Annotated in this window: 14 protein-coding genes; 13 read left to right on the top strand and 1 reads right to left on the bottom strand. The window is 61.0% G+C overall.

The window, feature by feature from the left end:
- Positions 1–103: 103 nt before the first annotated feature.
- From rpsB to lpxB, 13 genes are all read left to right on the top strand, one after another.
- Positions 104–871 (top strand): 30S ribosomal protein S2, encoded by a 768-nt coding sequence (rpsB, locus tag QD408_RS20110; protein WP_008526906.1) that lies wholly within the window; start codon positions 104–106, stop codon positions 869–871.
- Positions 872–1,112: 241 nt separating this feature from the next.
- Entirely contained in the window at positions 1,113–2,039 is a 927-nt protein-coding gene (gene tsf / locus QD408_RS20105) for a translation elongation factor Ts (protein ID WP_088680858.1), read from the top strand.
- Between the two features lie 95 nt (positions 2,040–2,134).
- Positions 2,135–2,857 (top strand): UMP kinase, encoded by a 723-nt coding sequence (gene pyrH / locus QD408_RS20100; RefSeq protein WP_088680857.1) that lies wholly within the window; start codon positions 2,135–2,137, stop codon positions 2,855–2,857.
- A gap of 165 nt (positions 2,858–3,022) precedes the next feature.
- On the top strand, positions 3,023–3,583 hold the full coding sequence (frr, locus tag QD408_RS20095) for a ribosome recycling factor (RefSeq protein ID WP_088680856.1): 561 nt from the start codon (positions 3,023–3,025) through the stop codon (positions 3,581–3,583).
- Between the two features lie 37 nt (positions 3,584–3,620).
- Positions 3,621–4,361, top strand: a complete 741-nt coding sequence (locus QD408_RS20090; protein WP_088680855.1) for an isoprenyl transferase — start codon at positions 3,621–3,623, stop codon at positions 4,359–4,361.
- Positions 4,361–5,191: a phosphatidate cytidylyltransferase gene (locus tag QD408_RS20085; protein ID WP_088680854.1), complete on the top strand. Its 831-nt coding sequence runs from the start codon at positions 4,361–4,363 to the stop codon at positions 5,189–5,191. Before QD408_RS20090 ends, QD408_RS20085 begins: the two co-directional genes overlap by 1 nt.
- Positions 5,192–5,219: 28 nt before the next feature.
- Positions 5,220–6,353 carry an RIP metalloprotease RseP gene (rseP, locus tag QD408_RS20080; RefSeq protein ID WP_088680853.1) on the top strand — a complete coding sequence of 378 codons (1,134 nt, stop codon included), beginning with the start codon at positions 5,220–5,222 and terminating at the stop codon, positions 6,351–6,353.
- Positions 6,354–6,549: 196 nt separating this feature from the next.
- Positions 6,550–8,883, top strand: a complete 2,334-nt coding sequence (gene bamA / locus QD408_RS20075) for an outer membrane protein assembly factor BamA (RefSeq protein ID WP_088680852.1) — start codon at positions 6,550–6,552, stop codon at positions 8,881–8,883.
- A 50-nt stretch (positions 8,884–8,933) separates the two neighbouring features.
- A complete protein-coding gene (gene lpxD, locus QD408_RS20070; RefSeq protein ID WP_414140508.1) occupies positions 8,934–9,998 on the top strand; it encodes a UDP-3-O-(3-hydroxymyristoyl)glucosamine N-acyltransferase in 1,065 nt (354 codons plus the stop codon).
- A complete protein-coding gene (gene fabZ, locus QD408_RS20065; RefSeq protein ID WP_064709042.1) occupies positions 9,991–10,458 on the top strand; it encodes a 3-hydroxyacyl-ACP dehydratase FabZ in 468 nt (155 codons plus the stop codon). The genes lpxD and fabZ overlap by 8 nt, the downstream gene beginning before the upstream one ends.
- Positions 10,455–11,273, top strand: coding sequence for an acyl-ACP--UDP-N-acetylglucosamine O-acyltransferase (gene lpxA / locus QD408_RS20060; RefSeq protein ID WP_414140507.1), 819 nt, complete (start codon positions 10,455–10,457; stop codon positions 11,271–11,273). Before fabZ ends, lpxA begins: the two co-directional genes overlap by 4 nt.
- Positions 11,274–11,276: 3 nt before the next feature.
- The gene (locus QD408_RS20055; protein ID WP_414140506.1) at positions 11,277–12,158 is read left to right on the top strand and encodes an LpxI family protein; all 882 of its coding nucleotides are present in this window, start codon (positions 11,277–11,279) and stop codon (positions 12,156–12,158) included.
- A complete protein-coding gene (lpxB, locus tag QD408_RS20050) occupies positions 12,155–13,324 on the top strand; it encodes a lipid-A-disaccharide synthase (protein ID WP_414140505.1) in 1,170 nt (389 codons plus the stop codon). Before QD408_RS20055 ends, lpxB begins: the two co-directional genes overlap by 4 nt.
- 30 nt (positions 13,325–13,354) lie before the next feature.
- Here the strand turns inward: lpxB and gltA are convergent, their stop codons facing one another.
- Positions 13,355–14,644: a citrate synthase gene (gene gltA / locus QD408_RS20045; protein ID WP_038688692.1), complete on the bottom strand. Its 1,290-nt coding sequence runs from the start codon at positions 14,642–14,644 to the stop codon at positions 13,355–13,357.
- Positions 14,645–14,710: the final 66 nt, after the last annotated feature.

Here is a 14,710-nt window from a genome sequence, read left to right as displayed (position 1 = left end):
CATGGGATCGTCCGGGAGGAATCCGGGCTGTTCCGCCCGGTGGCATCCTCGAAGAGGGTGCTGTTCGCCTTGCGGAGGTTCAACCGGAAAAGGATAAAAAGGCATGGCATTGCCCGATTTCTCTATGCGCCAGCTTCTCGAAGCAGGCGTCCACTTCGGCCACCAGACGCACCGCTGGAACCCGAAGATGAAGCCGTACATCTTCGGCGATCGTAACAACATCCACATCATCGACCTGGCACAGACCGTTCCGATGCTGTCGCGCGCCCTGCAGGTCGTCAGCGACACCGTTGCCCGCGGCGGCCGCGTTCTCTTCGTCGGCACCAAGCGCCAGGCGTCCGAGATCATCGCTGACAGCGCCAAGCGCTCGGCCCAGTACTACGTCAACTCGCGCTGGCTCGGCGGCATGATGACGAACTGGAAGACGATCTCCAACTCGATCCAGCGCCTGCGCAAGCTCGATGAGATCCTCGGCGGCGAAGCCCAGGGCTTCACCAAGAAGGAACGTCTGAACCTCGAGCGCGAGCGTGAAAAGCTCGACAAGGCTCTCGGCGGTATCCGCGATATGGGCGGCACCCCCGACCTGATGTTCATCATCGACACCAACAAGGAAAAGATCGCGATCGACGAAGCCAAGCGCCTCGGCATTCCGGTCGTCGCCATCATCGATTCGAACTGCGATCCTGACCTGATCGACTATCCGATCCCGGGCAACGACGACGCATCGCGTGCGATCGCTCTTTACTGCGAGCTGATCTCCCGCGCCGCCATCGACGGCATCGCGCGTCAGCAGAGCTCTTCCGGCCGCGATCTCGGCGCATCCTCCGAAGTTCCGGTCGAGCCGGCTCTCGAGGAAGCAGCCGAAGGCTGATGAAAGCGGGCGGAGCGAACGTTCCGCCAATGCTTGCAGAGACTGGGAAAGGCCGCTCGCGACTCATCGAAGTTCGGCGGCCTTGCCTGTTTCAGGGCAAAGGCGCCAGGGCGCTTTGCCAGACAAGTTTCGATATGACGCGTCTTCATCACGCTGTCATACATACAGGTACATTTCGAGCGTCAATCCGGTGCCGCGCCGCGCTTTGCGGCCCACCGTATGAACCGACAAGAGGAAGCTAATGAGCGAGATTACGGCTGCAATGGTGAAGGAACTGCGCGAAAAGACCGGCGCAGGCATGATGGACTGCAAGAAGGCTCTTGCTGAAACCAACGGCGATATGGAAGCGGCAATCGACTGGCTGCGCGCCAAGGGCATCGCCAAGGCCGACAAGAAGTCGGGCCGCACCGCCGCTGAAGGCCTCATCGGCGTTTCGAGCGCAGGGACCAAGGCCGTCGTCGTCGAAGTCAACTCCGAAACCGACTTCGTCGCCCGTAACGATGCCTTCCAGGATCTCGTCCGTGGCGTCGCCAAGGTCGCCGTCGCGACCGACGGCACCGTCGACGCCATTGCTGCCGCGACCTACCCGGCATCCGGCAAGTCCGTTTCCGACACGATCAAGGACGCGGTCGCAACGATCGGCGAGAACATGAACCTGCGCCGCGCGGCTGCTCTCTCCGTCGAGGACGGCGTCGTTGCCACCTATATCCACAATGCCGTTTCCGACGGCCTCGGCAAGCTTGGCGTTCTCGTCGCCCTGAAGTCGACCGGCGACAAGGAAGCCCTGAACGCCATCGGCCGCCAGGTCGCCATGCACATTGCCGCGACCGCGCCGCTGGCGATCCGCCCCGAGGAAGTCGATGCTGCCGTCGCCGAGCGCGAGCGCAACGTCTTCATCGAGCAGTCGCGCGCTTCCGGCAAGCCCGACAACATCATCGAGAAGATGGTCGAAGGCCGCATGCGCAAGTTCTTCGAGGAAGTTGCTCTTCTCTCGCAGGCTTTCGTCATCAATCCTGATCTCACGGTCGCAGCAGCCATCAAGGAAGCTGAAAAGGCCGTCGGCGCGCCGATCGAAGTTGCCGGCATGGCCCGTCTCCTGCTCGGCGAAGGCGTCGAGAAGGAAGAAACCGATTTCGCAGCCGAAGTCGCGGCTGCCGCCAAGGGTTGATCTTCCAGCCATAATTGGGAAAACACCAGGGCATCGCGTGACAACGCGGTGCCCTTCGTGTATCGGGCATTCACGGCAATTTACGAGGAGCCAAGATGTCTTTAGAGCCTGTCTATAAACGCGTTCTGCTCAAGGCTTCCGGCGAAGCGCTCATGGGTAGCCAGGGTTTCGGGATCGATGTCGCGGTAGCGGACCGCATTGCATCCGATATCGCCGAGGCGAGGCATATGGGTGTGGAAGTCGGCGTCGTCGTCGGTGGCGGCAATATCTTCCGCGGTGTCGCGGTGGCGTCCAAGGGCGGAGACCGGGTCACCGGCGACCATATGGGCATGCTCGGCACCATCATCAACGCGCTGGCGCTCGCGACCTCGCTGCGCAAGCTGAACATCGATACGGTGGTGCTTTCGGCCATCTCCATGCCGGAGATCTGCGAGAGCTTTTCGCAGCGCGCAACGCTCTATCATCTGTCGATGGGGCGCGTGGTGATCTTTGCCGGCGGCACCGGCAACCCCTTCTTCACCACCGATTCCGCCGCGGCACTCCGCGCTGCCGAAATGGGCGCGCAAGCGATCTTCAAGGGCACGCAGGTGGACGGCATCTACACCGCCGACCCAAAGAAATATCCCGACGCGACCCGCTTCGACCGCCTGACGCACCAGGAGGTGCTGGAAAAGGGGCTTGCGGTGATGGACGTTGCCGCCGTAGCGCTTGCCAGGGAAAATTCCATTCCGATCATCGTCTTTTCGATCCACGAGAAAGGCGGTTTTACCGAAATCTTGACGGGCGGTGGCCTCAAGACCATCGTCTCGGACAACTGATATAAGCTGCGCCGTCTATTTGGCGCAGCCCTCGCTAGAACATGATGATTTGAGGCTTGGTTGGCCTGAGATCTGAATCATGTTCTACATTAAATAGTTAGAGCATGATGTCTCCCGAAAGCCGCTGACACTTTTCGGCATCATGCTCCGGACGGGAGCATCGACATGAGTGAAGGTATCGACATCAAGGAACTGAAGCGCCGCATGGACGGCGCGGTTTCGTCATTCAAGAGCGACATCGCATCGCTGCGCACCGGCCGCGCTTCGGCCAACATCCTCGATCCGGTAACGATCGAGGCCTATGGTTCGCGCGTGCCGTTGAACCAGGTCGCAAACATCACCGTGCCCGAGCCGCGCATGCTGACGGTTTCCGTCTGGGACAAGTCGATGGTCAGCGCCGTCGATCGCGGCATTCGCGAATCCAATCTCGGCCTCAATCCGATCGTCGACGGCCAGAGCCTGCGCATTCCGCTGCCGGAACTGAACGAGGAGCGCCGCAAGTCGCTCGTCAAGGTGGCTCACGATTATGCCGAAAAGAGCAAGGTGGCGATTCGCCATGTCCGCCGTGACGGTATGGACGGCCTTAAAAAGGCCGAGAAGGATGGCGTAATCGGCCAGGACGAGGGCAGGGCGCAGTCCGAACGCGTACAGAAGATGACGGACGAGACGATTTCCGAAATCGACCGCTTGCTTGCCGAGAAGGAAAAGGAAATCATGCAGGTCTAAGGGATCTGTGCCTTTGCCTGGAAAGACCGGACGGGAAATGTCGGAAGCTGTATTTGTGACTGTGCCAGAGCATGTTGCCATCATCATGGACGGCAATGGCCGTTGGGCCAAGCAGCGCGGCCTGCCGCGCACCATGGGCCATCGAAAGGGTGTCGAAGCGGTGCGCGAGACGGTGCGCGCCGCCGGTGCCGCCGGCATCAAATATCTGACGCTCTTCGCCTTCTCCTCGGAGAACTGGCGCCGGCCGGAGGCCGAGGTCTCCGATCTGCTCGGCCTGCTCAAGGCTTTCATCCGGCGCGACCTTGCCGAGCTTCATCGCCAGAATGTGCGGATCAAGGTGATCGGCGATCGTCACAGCCTGCGCAGCGACATTCTCGGCCTCCTGCTCGAAGCGGAGGAGACGACCAAGGAGAATACGGCGCTGACGCTGGTCATCGCTTTCAACTACGGCTCCCGGGATGAGATCTCCCGCGCCGTGGTGAGCTTGGCAAGGGATGTCGAATCCGGCCGTCTGAGAGCGCAGGATATCACCCCCGCTCTGATCAATGCCCGTCTCGATACGGCAGGTATTCCCGATCCGGATCTCATCATCCGCACGAGCGGCGAGGAGCGGCTGTCCAATTTCCTGCTGTGGCAGGCCGCCTATTCGGAATTCGTCTTCCTTCCGGAATACTGGCCGGATTTCAGCCCCGAAATCTTCCGCTCGGCGCTGGAGAAATTCGCCTCCCGCGACCGGCGTTTCGGTGGCTTGTCACAAGCAGCCGCGGTCGGCACCTGATGCATAGGGAATTGAAGCTCCGCATCGTTTCAGGACTGATTCTTGCGGTCGTCGTTCTCGCCGCCACCTGGTATGGCGGTCTTGCCTTCCGCATCCTCGCAGCACTGATCGGCCTGCTGATCTATTATGAGTGGACGAAGATCACCGGCATCGCGCGTGACTGGGTCGCCAATGCGGTCGGCTGGGTCGGCGAGGCGGCGATCGCCTTTCTCGTGCTTGTCGGCAATTTCGAATTCGCCACCGGCATGCTGGTCGGGGTCACCGCCGTCGGTATTGCCCTCATCATCCTGCACGGTACGAGCCGTTGGTTCCCGGCAGGCCTGTTTTATGCCGGCGCCACCGGCGTGGCGCTCGCTGCGATCAGAAGCGACGATCAGCCGGGTCTCTACGCCATGCTCTTCGTCTTCGCCGTCGTCTGGGCCACCGATATCCTTGCCTATTTCGTCGGCAGGGCGCTTCGCGGGCCGAAGCTTGCCCCGTCGATCTCGCCTGGAAAGACATGGTCGGGGGCAATCGGCGGTGCCGTTTCTGCGGTCGCAGCCGGCGTCCTTCTCGTTCATTTTCTTCTTCCCGGCGCGGAAAACATTGCCGCCGGCGTGGCGCTCGTTCTGTCGGTCTGCAGCCAGTCTGGCGATCTTTTCGAATCTTTCATCAAGCGCAAATTCGGCGTCAAGGATTCGAGCCATCTCATCCCGGGCCACGGCGGCGTCATGGACCGCGTCGACGGGCTGATTTTTGCCTGCTTTTCGGCGTTCTTGCTTGCTGGGCTATTTTCCTTGATAAAGGGGAACGGGATGACGTCGCTTGGTGCGGCGTTGTTCGGCCTTTGATGACGCGGCAGCCTGACGGAAGGAACTCATGGAAGCGGTGACCGGCATATTCGGATTTTTGACGGGCTATATCGTTCCCTTCGTCCTCGTCCTCTCGCTGCTCGTCTTCGTGCATGAGATGGGCCACTATCTCGTCGGGCGCTGGAGCGGCATCCGCATCCTTGCCTTTTCGGTCGGCTTCGGTCCTGAGATATTCGGTTTTACCGACCGCCACGGAACGCGCTGGAAGATTTCGGTAATCCCGCTCGGCGGCTATGTCCGCTTCTTCGGCGACGAGGATGCCTCGAGCAAACCCGATGCCGACAAGCTCGCCGCCATGTCCGAGGAGGATAGAGCGCGTTCCTTTGCCGGCGCAAAGCTGTGGAAACGTGCGGCAACCGTTGCGGCCGGCCCGATCGCCAATTTTCTGCTGGCAATCGCCATCTTCACCGTTCTTTTCGCGGTCTATGGCCGCACGGTCGCCGATCCTGTCGTGGCCGAGGTCAAGCCGGATAGTGCGGCTGCGGCCGCCGGCATCCTCCCCGGCGATCTGCTGGTTGCCATCGACGGCGGCAAGGTCGAGACCTTCGACGACGTGCGCCGCTATGTCAGCATCCGCCCGAACCAGAAGATCGTCGTGACGATCGATCGCGCCGGCCAGAAACTCGACCTGCCGATGGTGCCGCAACGGACCGACATGACCGACCAGTTCGGCAACAAGATCGAAGTGGGCCTGATCGGCATCGTCACCAACCAGGAAGTCGGTCATTTCCGCCTGCAGACCTATACGCCGCTCCAGGCGCTGCGCGAGGGTGTGATCCAGACCAGGGATATCGTCACCGGCACTTTCAAATATATCGGCAATCTCCTCACGGGATCGATGCGGGCCGATCAGTTGGGTGGGCCGATCCGCGTGGCGCAGGCTTCGGGCCAGATGGCCACGCTTGGTATAGGCGCAGTGTTGCAGCTTGCTGCCGTGCTTTCGGTTTCGATAGGATTGCTTAACCTGATGCCGGTTCCGGTACTTGATGGCGGCCACCTGATGTTCTATGCGGTGGAGGCGGTAAGGGGAAAACCGCTGGGCTCTGGGGCTCAGGAAATTGCATTTCGCATTGGCTTGGCCATGGTACTGACATTGATGGTTTTCGCGACCTGGAACGACATTAGCGCGCTGATAGGATAAACGCGCAAGGCAAGGGAATTACTATTTATTTACGATGTTTCAAGGCTGTAGTGGCGAATGGGTCACGCTTGGAAATGAAGTAAACAGAAATTAACGACCTCCCTTGCTTGTATGTCAAAAGCGGGTAAAACGACACACGTGACCGGAATCGGGGTTTCCCGGGGACGGGGACGAGGGAAAAAAGGTAATAGGTGAAATGAAGGCTGGTTCAAGGTTTTTGAACGCAGTATCGGCGGTTGCGCTGTCTGCTGGTGTTGTTGCTTCGGGCGCAGGTGCTGTGACGTTCGTTTCTGCTACGGCCGCTGAGGCCGCGGTTATCCAGCGCATCGATGTGCGCGGCGCAAGCCGCGTCGGCGCGGAAGCCGTCCGGTCGAACCTCACCATCGCTCCCGGCAAGAGTTTTTCGAACACCGATATCGATGACTCGGTCAAGCAGCTCTACGGCACCGGCTACTTCTCGGACGTCAAGATCTCGGTCTCCGGAAGCACGCTCGTCGTCAATGTCCAGGAAGCCCAGCTCGTCAATCAGGTCGTCTTCAACGGCAACCGCAAGATCAAGGACGACAAGCTCGCGACCGTGGTTCAGACCCATGCCGCCGGCCCCTACAGCGATACCCAGATCCAGTCCGACATTCAGGCGATCAAGGATGCCTACGCCGCCACCGGTCGCAGCGAAGTCGAAGTGACGACGCAGGTGGTGCCGCTCGGCGAAGGCCGCGTCAACCTGGCTTTCGTCATCAATGAAGGCGACCGCACCAAGATCGATGCGATCAATTTCGTCGGTAACAATGCCTACAGCGCCGGCCGCCTGGCTGCCGTCATCCAGACCAAGCGCTCGAACTTCTTGTCGTTCCTGACCCGCAAGGACGTCTACAACGAAGACAAGCTTCACGCCGACGAAGAGGCGCTGCGCCAGTTTTATTACAACCGCGGCTATGCCGACATGCGCATCGTCTCTTCCGATGCCAGCTTCGACGAAGCGACCAACAAATACACGCTCACCTTCAACATCGAGGAAGGCCAGCGTTACGACTTCGGACCGGTGACCGTTCAGTCGACTGTCGAAGGCGTCGGCTCGGATCAGCTGCAGCCGCTGGTGCGCACGAAAGAGGGCCACCTCTACAGCGCCAAGGAAGTTCAGAAGTCGATCGAGGCGATCTCCGATCAGGTGGCCTCTGCCGGTTATCCCTTCGCACGCGTCACGCCGCGCGGTAACCGCGACCTCAACAACAATACGATCGGTGTCGAATATCTGGTCGATCAGGGCGAGCGCGCCTATGTCGAGCGCATCGAAATCCGCGGCAACAGCCGCACGCGCGACTATGTCATCCGCCGCGAATTCGATATGAGCGAAGGCGACGCCTTCAATCAGCAGATGATCACCAAGGCCAAGCGTCGCCTCGAAGCGCTCGGTTACTTCTCCTCCGTCAATATCTCCACCCAGCCCGGCAGCTCGCCGGACCGCGTCGTGGTGGTCGTCGACGTGCAGGATCAGTCCACGGGTTCGTTCGGTGTCGGCGCCGGTTATGCGGCCGGCGGCGATGGCCTGCTGCTCGAAGCCTCGATCGAAGAAAAGAACTTCCTCGGCCGCGGTCAGTACATCCGCATCTCGGCCGGCGGCGGTCAGGAAGGCTCGCGCGCCTACGGCGTCAGCTTCACCGAACCCTATTTCCTCGGTTACCGTCTGGCGGCAGGCTTCGACGTCAACCACAGCGAAACGTCGAGCAACGACGACTACGATTACGAGGAAACCAGCGTCGTTCTGCGCGTCACGGCGCCGATCACCGAAGATCTGGCGACGACCTTCCGCTATAATTACAAGCAGATGAAGTATGACGGCGATACCGCCGACCTTTCGGCCACCTACGCCAATCTGGTCGACGAGAGCCCGTGGACGCGCTCTTCCGTCTCGCAGACGCTGACCTATAACACGCTCGACGACACCGTCCTGCCGCGTGAAGGCATCTACGCAACGGCGACGCAGGAAATTGCCGGCCTCGGCGGCGACTCCCAGTTCTACAAGATCTACGGTAAAGCGCGTTATTACCACCTGCTCGCCGACGATGCCGATATTATCGGATCGCTTTCTGCTTCGGCGGGTTATGTCGTCGGCTTCGGCGATAACCTGAACGTCTTCGACCAGTTCACCCTGACCAACGCCGATATTCGCGGCTTTGAGAACAAGGGTATTGGTCCGCGCATCCAGGGCACCAACGACGATCCGCTCGGCGGCACGACCTATTTCACGGCGTCCGCGGAAGCGACCTTCCCGATGCCGGGCTTCCCGCGTGACTTCAACCTGCGTGGCGCAGTCTTTGCGGACGCCGGTACGCTGTTTGGCAATGATGTCGATCTTCTTGGTGCAGACCAGGCTGAAGGCACCAGCGCTTCGCTGCGCGCTTCCGTCGGTGTCGGCGTCGTCTGGCAGTCTCCTTTCGGTGCATTGCGTCTGGATTACGCGATCCCGGTTCTCAAGGAAGACTTCGACAAGACGCAGAACTTCAAGTTTGGCATCAACAACCAATTCTGATATCGGCAGTCCGGAACTGTAAGACTCAATTCCGTTCTGGAGCATTGCCGATGGAGCACAACGCTTTTTTTCTGCCCCATGAAGGTCTGAAGCTCGCGGAGCTGGCAGAGTTTCTTGGGGCGGAGCTCGCTAATTCCGATCATGCCGATGTCGTCGTCAGGTCCGTCGCGCCCATCAGCCGGGCGCGGGCGGGCGACGTCTGTTATATCCTGTCGCGCCGCAGCCGCGATGAATTCGCGACGTGCGAAGCCTCTGCGGTGATCTGTGACAAGGCGCTTGTGGACCTCGTACCTCCGCATATCCCGATCATCCTGTCGTCCAATCCGCACGCGGCTTTCGCAATGGCGGGCGGCCTGTTTTATCCCGCTGCATTGCGTCCAGTTGGCCTTCCAGGCGAGAGCGAGATCGCTCCGAGCGCGGTGATCGATCCGAGCGCCAAACTCGAGAAAGGCGTGATCGTCGAGCCGTTGGCCGTCATCGGTGCGCACGCCGAGATCGGCGAGGGGACGCGCATCGGCGCGCACGCCGTCATCGGTTCAAATGTCAAGATCGGCCGGGATAGTTCGATCGCTGCCAATGCCAGCATTCTCTGCGCGCTGATCGGCAATGGCGTCATCATCCACAATGGCGTTCGCATCGGCCAGGATGGCTTCGGTTATGCGCCGGGTCCGCGCGGCATGATCAAGATCGTCCAGATTGGCCGCGTGATCATTCAGGACAATGTCGAGATCGGCGCCAATACGACGATCGACCGCGGCGCCATGGACGATACGGTCATCGGCGAGGGCACCAAGATCGACAATCAGGTGCAGATCGGCCACAACGTCCAGATCGGCCGCCATTGCGCCATCGTTTCGCAGGTCGGCATTGCCGGCAGCACGAAGATCGGCAATGGCGTGCAGATCGGCGGCCAGGCCGGAATCAAGGGGCACGTGACCATCGGTGACGGCGTGCAGATTGCCGCCAAAAGCGGTATCATGACCGATCTTGCCGCCGGCGGACAATATGGCGGTGTCCCTGCACGTCCGCTAAAAGACTATCTGAGAGAGGCCGCGCAGCAGGTTTCGAAGAGCAAGTTGCGCGGAAAGAACCCTGGAGGCAAGCAAAATGACTGAGGAAGCCACGACAACGCTTTCTTCGGCTGACATCATTGAGATCATGAAGCTGCTGCCGCACAGGTATCCGTTTCTCATGGTCGACAAGATTATCGAGATCGACGGCGACAACACCGCGATCGGCATCAAGAACGTCACCGTGAACGAACCGCATTTCACCGGCCATTTTCCGGAATCTCCGATCATGCCGGGCGTTCTGCTGATCGAGGGCATGGCCCAGACGGCGGGTGCGATCTGTGCCAAGAAGGAAGGCCAGCCGGGCAACCTCGTCTATTTCATGACCATTGAGAATGCGCGCTTCCGCAAGCCCGTCGTGCCCGGCGATCGCGTCGAATTTCACGTCAAGAAGCACAAGCAGCGCGGCAATATCTGGAAATTCCATTGCGACGCCAAGGTTGACGGCGCGCTTGTCGCCGAGGCCGATATCGGCGCGATGATCGTTCGTAAGGATCAGGCATGAGCAATATCGCCGAAAGCGCCCGTATTCATCCGATGGCCGTCGTCGAAGACGGAGCTGATATCGGTGAGGGCGTGAAAATCGGTCCCTTCTGCTACGTCGGCGCGCATGTCGTGCTTCATGCGAATGTCGAGCTCCTGGCGCATGCGGTCGTCACCGGCCGCACCGTGATCGGCAAAGGCACGCGCATCTTCCCGATGGCCGTGGTCGGCGGTGATCCGCAGAGCGTGCATCATGGCGGCGAGGAGACGACACTGACGGTCGGCGCCAACTGCACGATCCGCGAAGGCGTGACGATGAATACGGGCACGGCCGATTTCGGCGGTCAGACGATCGTCGGCGACAACAACCTCTTCCTTGCCAATTCCCATGTCGCGCATGATTGCCGCGTCGGCAACCACGTGATCATGTCGAACAACGTCATGCTCGCCGGCCATGTCGTCATCGAGGATCGCGTCATCCTGGGCGGCGGCTCGGCCGTTCACCAGTTCACCCGCGTCGGCCGTCACGCCTTCGTCGGCGGTCTGTCGGCAGTGAGTTACGACGTCATCCCCTACGGCATGTTGAACGGCAATCCCGGGCTGCTGGGCGGTCTCAACGTCGTCGGCATGACCCGCGCCGGCATCGATCGCGCCGTCATCCACAGGGTTCGCCGCGCCTACAAGGCGATTTTCGAAGGAACGGCCTCCGTCCGCGAAAATGCCGCCGCGATCCGCGAGGAATATGCCGATTGCGAGCAGGTGGTCCAGATCCTCGATTTCATCGCTGCTGAAAGCGACCGCGCCCTGTCCTCGCCGACCCGAGGGCAGAAGGGCTAGTCCGTGGCTTTATCAGGCGACACCGCGGCGGGCCGGCTGGCGATCATCGCCGGCGGTGGTCTTCTGCCTTCCTATGTCGCCGAGGCCGCGCGAGCGGCTGGCGAAAATCCCGTTATCGTTGCGCTGAAGGACGAGAGCGACCGGCGCTGGGAAGGCTATGACCACGCGGTCGTCGGCATCGGCGATTTCGCCGCCCTCGACGGCCTCTTCAACCGCTACGGCGTCAGCCGCGTCGTCATGTCCGGCAGCGTGCGCCGCCGGCCGGAGTGGCGTGAGGTGCGGCCGACCCTGCGCATCCTGATGAAGGTTCCGGCCGCCATCCGCACATTGCTGTCTGGCGGTGATGATACGGTTCTGCAGATGGTGATCCGGTTGATCGAGGGAAACGGCCGGCGCGTCGTCGGTGCCCATGAGATCGCTCCTGATCTTCTTGCTTCCATCGGCCCCCTTGGCGCGGTGGCGCCCAGTGAGGAAGATCGCCGCGATATCGCCCGCGCTGCCGAAGCCGCCGAAACGCTCGGCCGGCTCGATATCGGGCAGGGCGCCGTCAGCATCGGCGGGCGCGTCGTTGCCCTGGAGGGGCTTGAGGGCACGGATGAGATGCTGGAACGTGTCGCGGGTCTCAGAGCCGCCGGGCGCATCTCTCCGCGCCGCCGCGGCGGGCTCGTCAAGCTTTGCAAGCCCCAGCAGGATATTCGCGCCGATCTGCCGGCGATCGGCGTTTCGACGGTCTTGAATGCTGGCAAAGCCGGTCTTGCAGGCATCGCCGTCGAGGCCGGGCGGTCGCTGGTGCTCGATCGCGCCGCCGTCATCAAGGCTGCCGATGAGGCCGGGCTTTTCGTCTGCGGCATCGATCGCGGCCTGCCGGCATGGGGGCTCGAATGAGTGGCGTGCCGCTGAAGATCGCCGTCATCGCCGGCGAGGTCTCGGGTGATCTGCTCGGCGCCGATCTCATCGCCGCGCTCAAGCGCATTCATGCCGGACCGGTGGAGCTCGTCGGCGTCGGCGGCGAGGGGCTGCAGGCCGAAGGCTTGAAATCCCTGTTTGATTTTTCCGAGCTGTCGATCATGGGCATCACCCAGGTGCTGAGCCGGCTGCCGAGGCTGTTCACCCTGATCCGCAGGACGACGGCTGATATCATCGAGGCCAGGCCGGATATCCTGCTCATTATCGACAGCCCGGATTTCACCCATCGCGTGGCCAAGCGCGTGCGTACCGCGCTGCCCGATCTGCCTGTCGTCAACTATGTCTGTCCAAGCGTCTGGGCCTGGAAGGAATATCGCGCGACGCGCATGCTTGGCTATGTCGATCACGTGCTCGCCGTTCTGCCCTTCGAGCCGGCAGTGATGCGTGCGCTCGGCGGACCGGCAACGACCTATGTCGGGCATCGCCTGACTGCCGAGCCTGCGTTGCTTGAGACCCGTCGCCTGCGCGCCGGCAGGCAGCCCGGCAATGGCCCGATCCTTCTTCTTCCCGGCTCGCGTTCCTCCGAGATCAAGAAACTCCTGCCTTACTTCGAGGCCGCAACGAACGAGCTTGTCGCCCGCAACGGCTCTATGCGCTTTATTCTGCCGACCGTGCCACACAGGCAGGCGCTCGTTCGCGAAATGACGGCGGGATGGGCGGTGCAGCCGGAGATCGTTGTCGGCGCGGGAGCGAAATGGAAGGCCTTCGCGGAAGCCGATGCAGCCATGGCGGCGTCCGGAACGGTCATTCTCGAATTGGCGCTTGCCGATGTTCCCGTCGTCTCGGCCTATAAGGTCGACTGGATCATGCGGATGCTGACGTCGAGCATCAAGACCTGGACCGGCGCGTTGCCGAATCTGATCGCCGACTACCCGGTCGTGCCGGAATATCTGAACGATGTCGTTCGCGGCGCAAGCCTTGCACGCTGGATGGAAAGGTTGTCAGCCGACACCTATCAGCTCAAGGCGATGAAGGAAGGCTACGAGCTCATCTGGCAGCGAATGCAGACGGAAAGACCGCCAGGAGAGCACGCGGCTAAGATATTGCTCGATGTTCTCGCAAATAAAAAACCCGGCCATTTCTGACCGGGTTTTCTTTTTGTCTTGTTGCAGCTTTTAGCGCTTCGAAACCGGGATGTAGTCGCGCTTCGGTTCGCCGACATAGAGCTGGCGCGGACGGCCGATGCGCTGTTCCGGATCTTCGATCATCTCGTTCCACTGCGCGATCCAGCCGACGGTGCGGGCGAGCGCGAAGAGCACGGTGAACATGGTCGTGGGGAAGCCCAGCGCCTTCAGCGTGATGCCGGAGTAGAAGTCGATGTTCGGATAGAGCTTCTTTTCGATGAAATATTCGTCGGTGAGCGCGATGCGCTCCAGCTCCATCGCCACTTCGAGCAACGGATCGTCCTTGATGCCGAGTTCGCCGAGCACTTCATGCGTCGTCTTCTGCATGATCTTGGCGCGCGGATCGTAGTTCTTGTAGACGCGGTGACCGAAGCCCATCAGACGGAACGGGTCGTTCTTGTCCTTGGCGCGGGCGATATATTCCGGAATGTGATCGACCGTGCCGATTTCCGTCAACATGTTGAGCGCTGCTTCGTTGGCGCCGCCGTGAGCGGGACCCCAGAGGCAGGCGATGCCGGCAGCGATGCAGGCGAACGGGTTGGCGCCCGACGAACCGGCGAGGCGGACGGTCGAGGTCGAAGCGTTCTGCTCGTGGTCGGCATGCAGGATGAAGATACGGTCCATGGCGCGCGACAGAACCGGATTGACGACATATTCTTCGCACGGAACGGCAAAGCACATGCGCAGGAAGTTCGACGCATAGTCGAGGTCGTTCTTCGGGTAAACGAAGGGCTGGCCGATATGGTATTTGTAGGCCATGGCGGCAAGCGTCGGCATCTTGGCGATCATGCGCAGGCTGGCGACCATGCGTTGGTGCGGATCGGTGATGTCTGTGGAGTCATGATAGAAGGCCGACAGTGCGCCGACGCAGCCGCACATGACGGCCATCGGATGCGCATCGCGGCGGAAGCCGGTGAAGAAGCGGCTCATCTGCTCATGCACCATGGTGTGGTGCGTGACGCGATAATCGAAATCCTTCTTCTGCGCGGCCGTCGGCAGTTCGCCGTAGAGAAGCAGGTAGCAGACTTCCAGGAAGTCGCCGTGTTCGGCGAGCTGCTCGATCGGATAGCCGCGGTGCAGCAGGACACCTTCGTCGCCGTCGATGTAGGTGATCTTCGATTCACAGGATGCGGTCGAGGTGAAACCCGGATCGTACGTGAAGGAGGCGGTGTTCTTGTAGAGTGCACCGATATCGATGACGCTGGGGCCGATCGTGCCGCTTTTAACGGCCAGGTCGACTGATTTGTCACCGATTTTTATTGTAGCGCTTTGATCCGTCATGCTGATCCTCCGAAATGTCGGTAGCGCCATAAAAGCGCCATAGGGGTTAAGCGTCCTCATCGATAG

Source organism: Rhizobium sp. BR 249, from assembly GCF_047445895.1.
Lineage (GTDB): Bacteria > Pseudomonadota > Alphaproteobacteria > Rhizobiales > Rhizobiaceae > Rhizobium.
The sequence above is the reverse complement of the archived record's forward strand: the minus strand, read 5'-3'. Positions and strand labels throughout refer to the sequence as shown.

Coding starts and splice junctions, on each gene's coding strand:
- rpsB (WP_008526906.1), top strand. CDS start 104: ATGGCATTGCCCGATTTCTCTATGCGCCAGCTTCTCGAAGCAGGCGTC.
- tsf (WP_088680858.1), top strand. CDS start 1,113: ATGAGCGAGATTACGGCTGCAATGGTGAAGGAACTGCGCGAAAAGACC.
- pyrH (WP_088680857.1), top strand. CDS start 2,135: ATGTCTTTAGAGCCTGTCTATAAACGCGTTCTGCTCAAGGCTTCCGGC.
- frr (WP_088680856.1), top strand. CDS start 3,023: ATGAGTGAAGGTATCGACATCAAGGAACTGAAGCGCCGCATGGACGGC.
- QD408_RS20090 (WP_088680855.1), top strand. CDS start 3,621: ATGTCGGAAGCTGTATTTGTGACTGTGCCAGAGCATGTTGCCATCATC.
- QD408_RS20085 (WP_088680854.1), top strand. CDS start 4,361: ATGCATAGGGAATTGAAGCTCCGCATCGTTTCAGGACTGATTCTTGCG.
- rseP (WP_088680853.1), top strand. CDS start 5,220: ATGGAAGCGGTGACCGGCATATTCGGATTTTTGACGGGCTATATCGTT.
- bamA (WP_088680852.1), top strand. CDS start 6,550: ATGAAGGCTGGTTCAAGGTTTTTGAACGCAGTATCGGCGGTTGCGCTG.
- lpxD (WP_414140508.1), top strand. CDS start 8,934: ATGGAGCACAACGCTTTTTTTCTGCCCCATGAAGGTCTGAAGCTCGCG.
- fabZ (WP_064709042.1), top strand. CDS start 9,991: ATGACTGAGGAAGCCACGACAACGCTTTCTTCGGCTGACATCATTGAG.
- lpxA (WP_414140507.1), top strand. CDS start 10,455: ATGAGCAATATCGCCGAAAGCGCCCGTATTCATCCGATGGCCGTCGTC.
- lpxB (WP_414140505.1), top strand. CDS start 12,155: ATGAGTGGCGTGCCGCTGAAGATCGCCGTCATCGCCGGCGAGGTCTCG.
- gltA (WP_038688692.1), bottom strand. CDS start 14,644: ATGACGGATCAAAGCGCTACAATAAAAATCGGTGACAAATCAGTCGAC.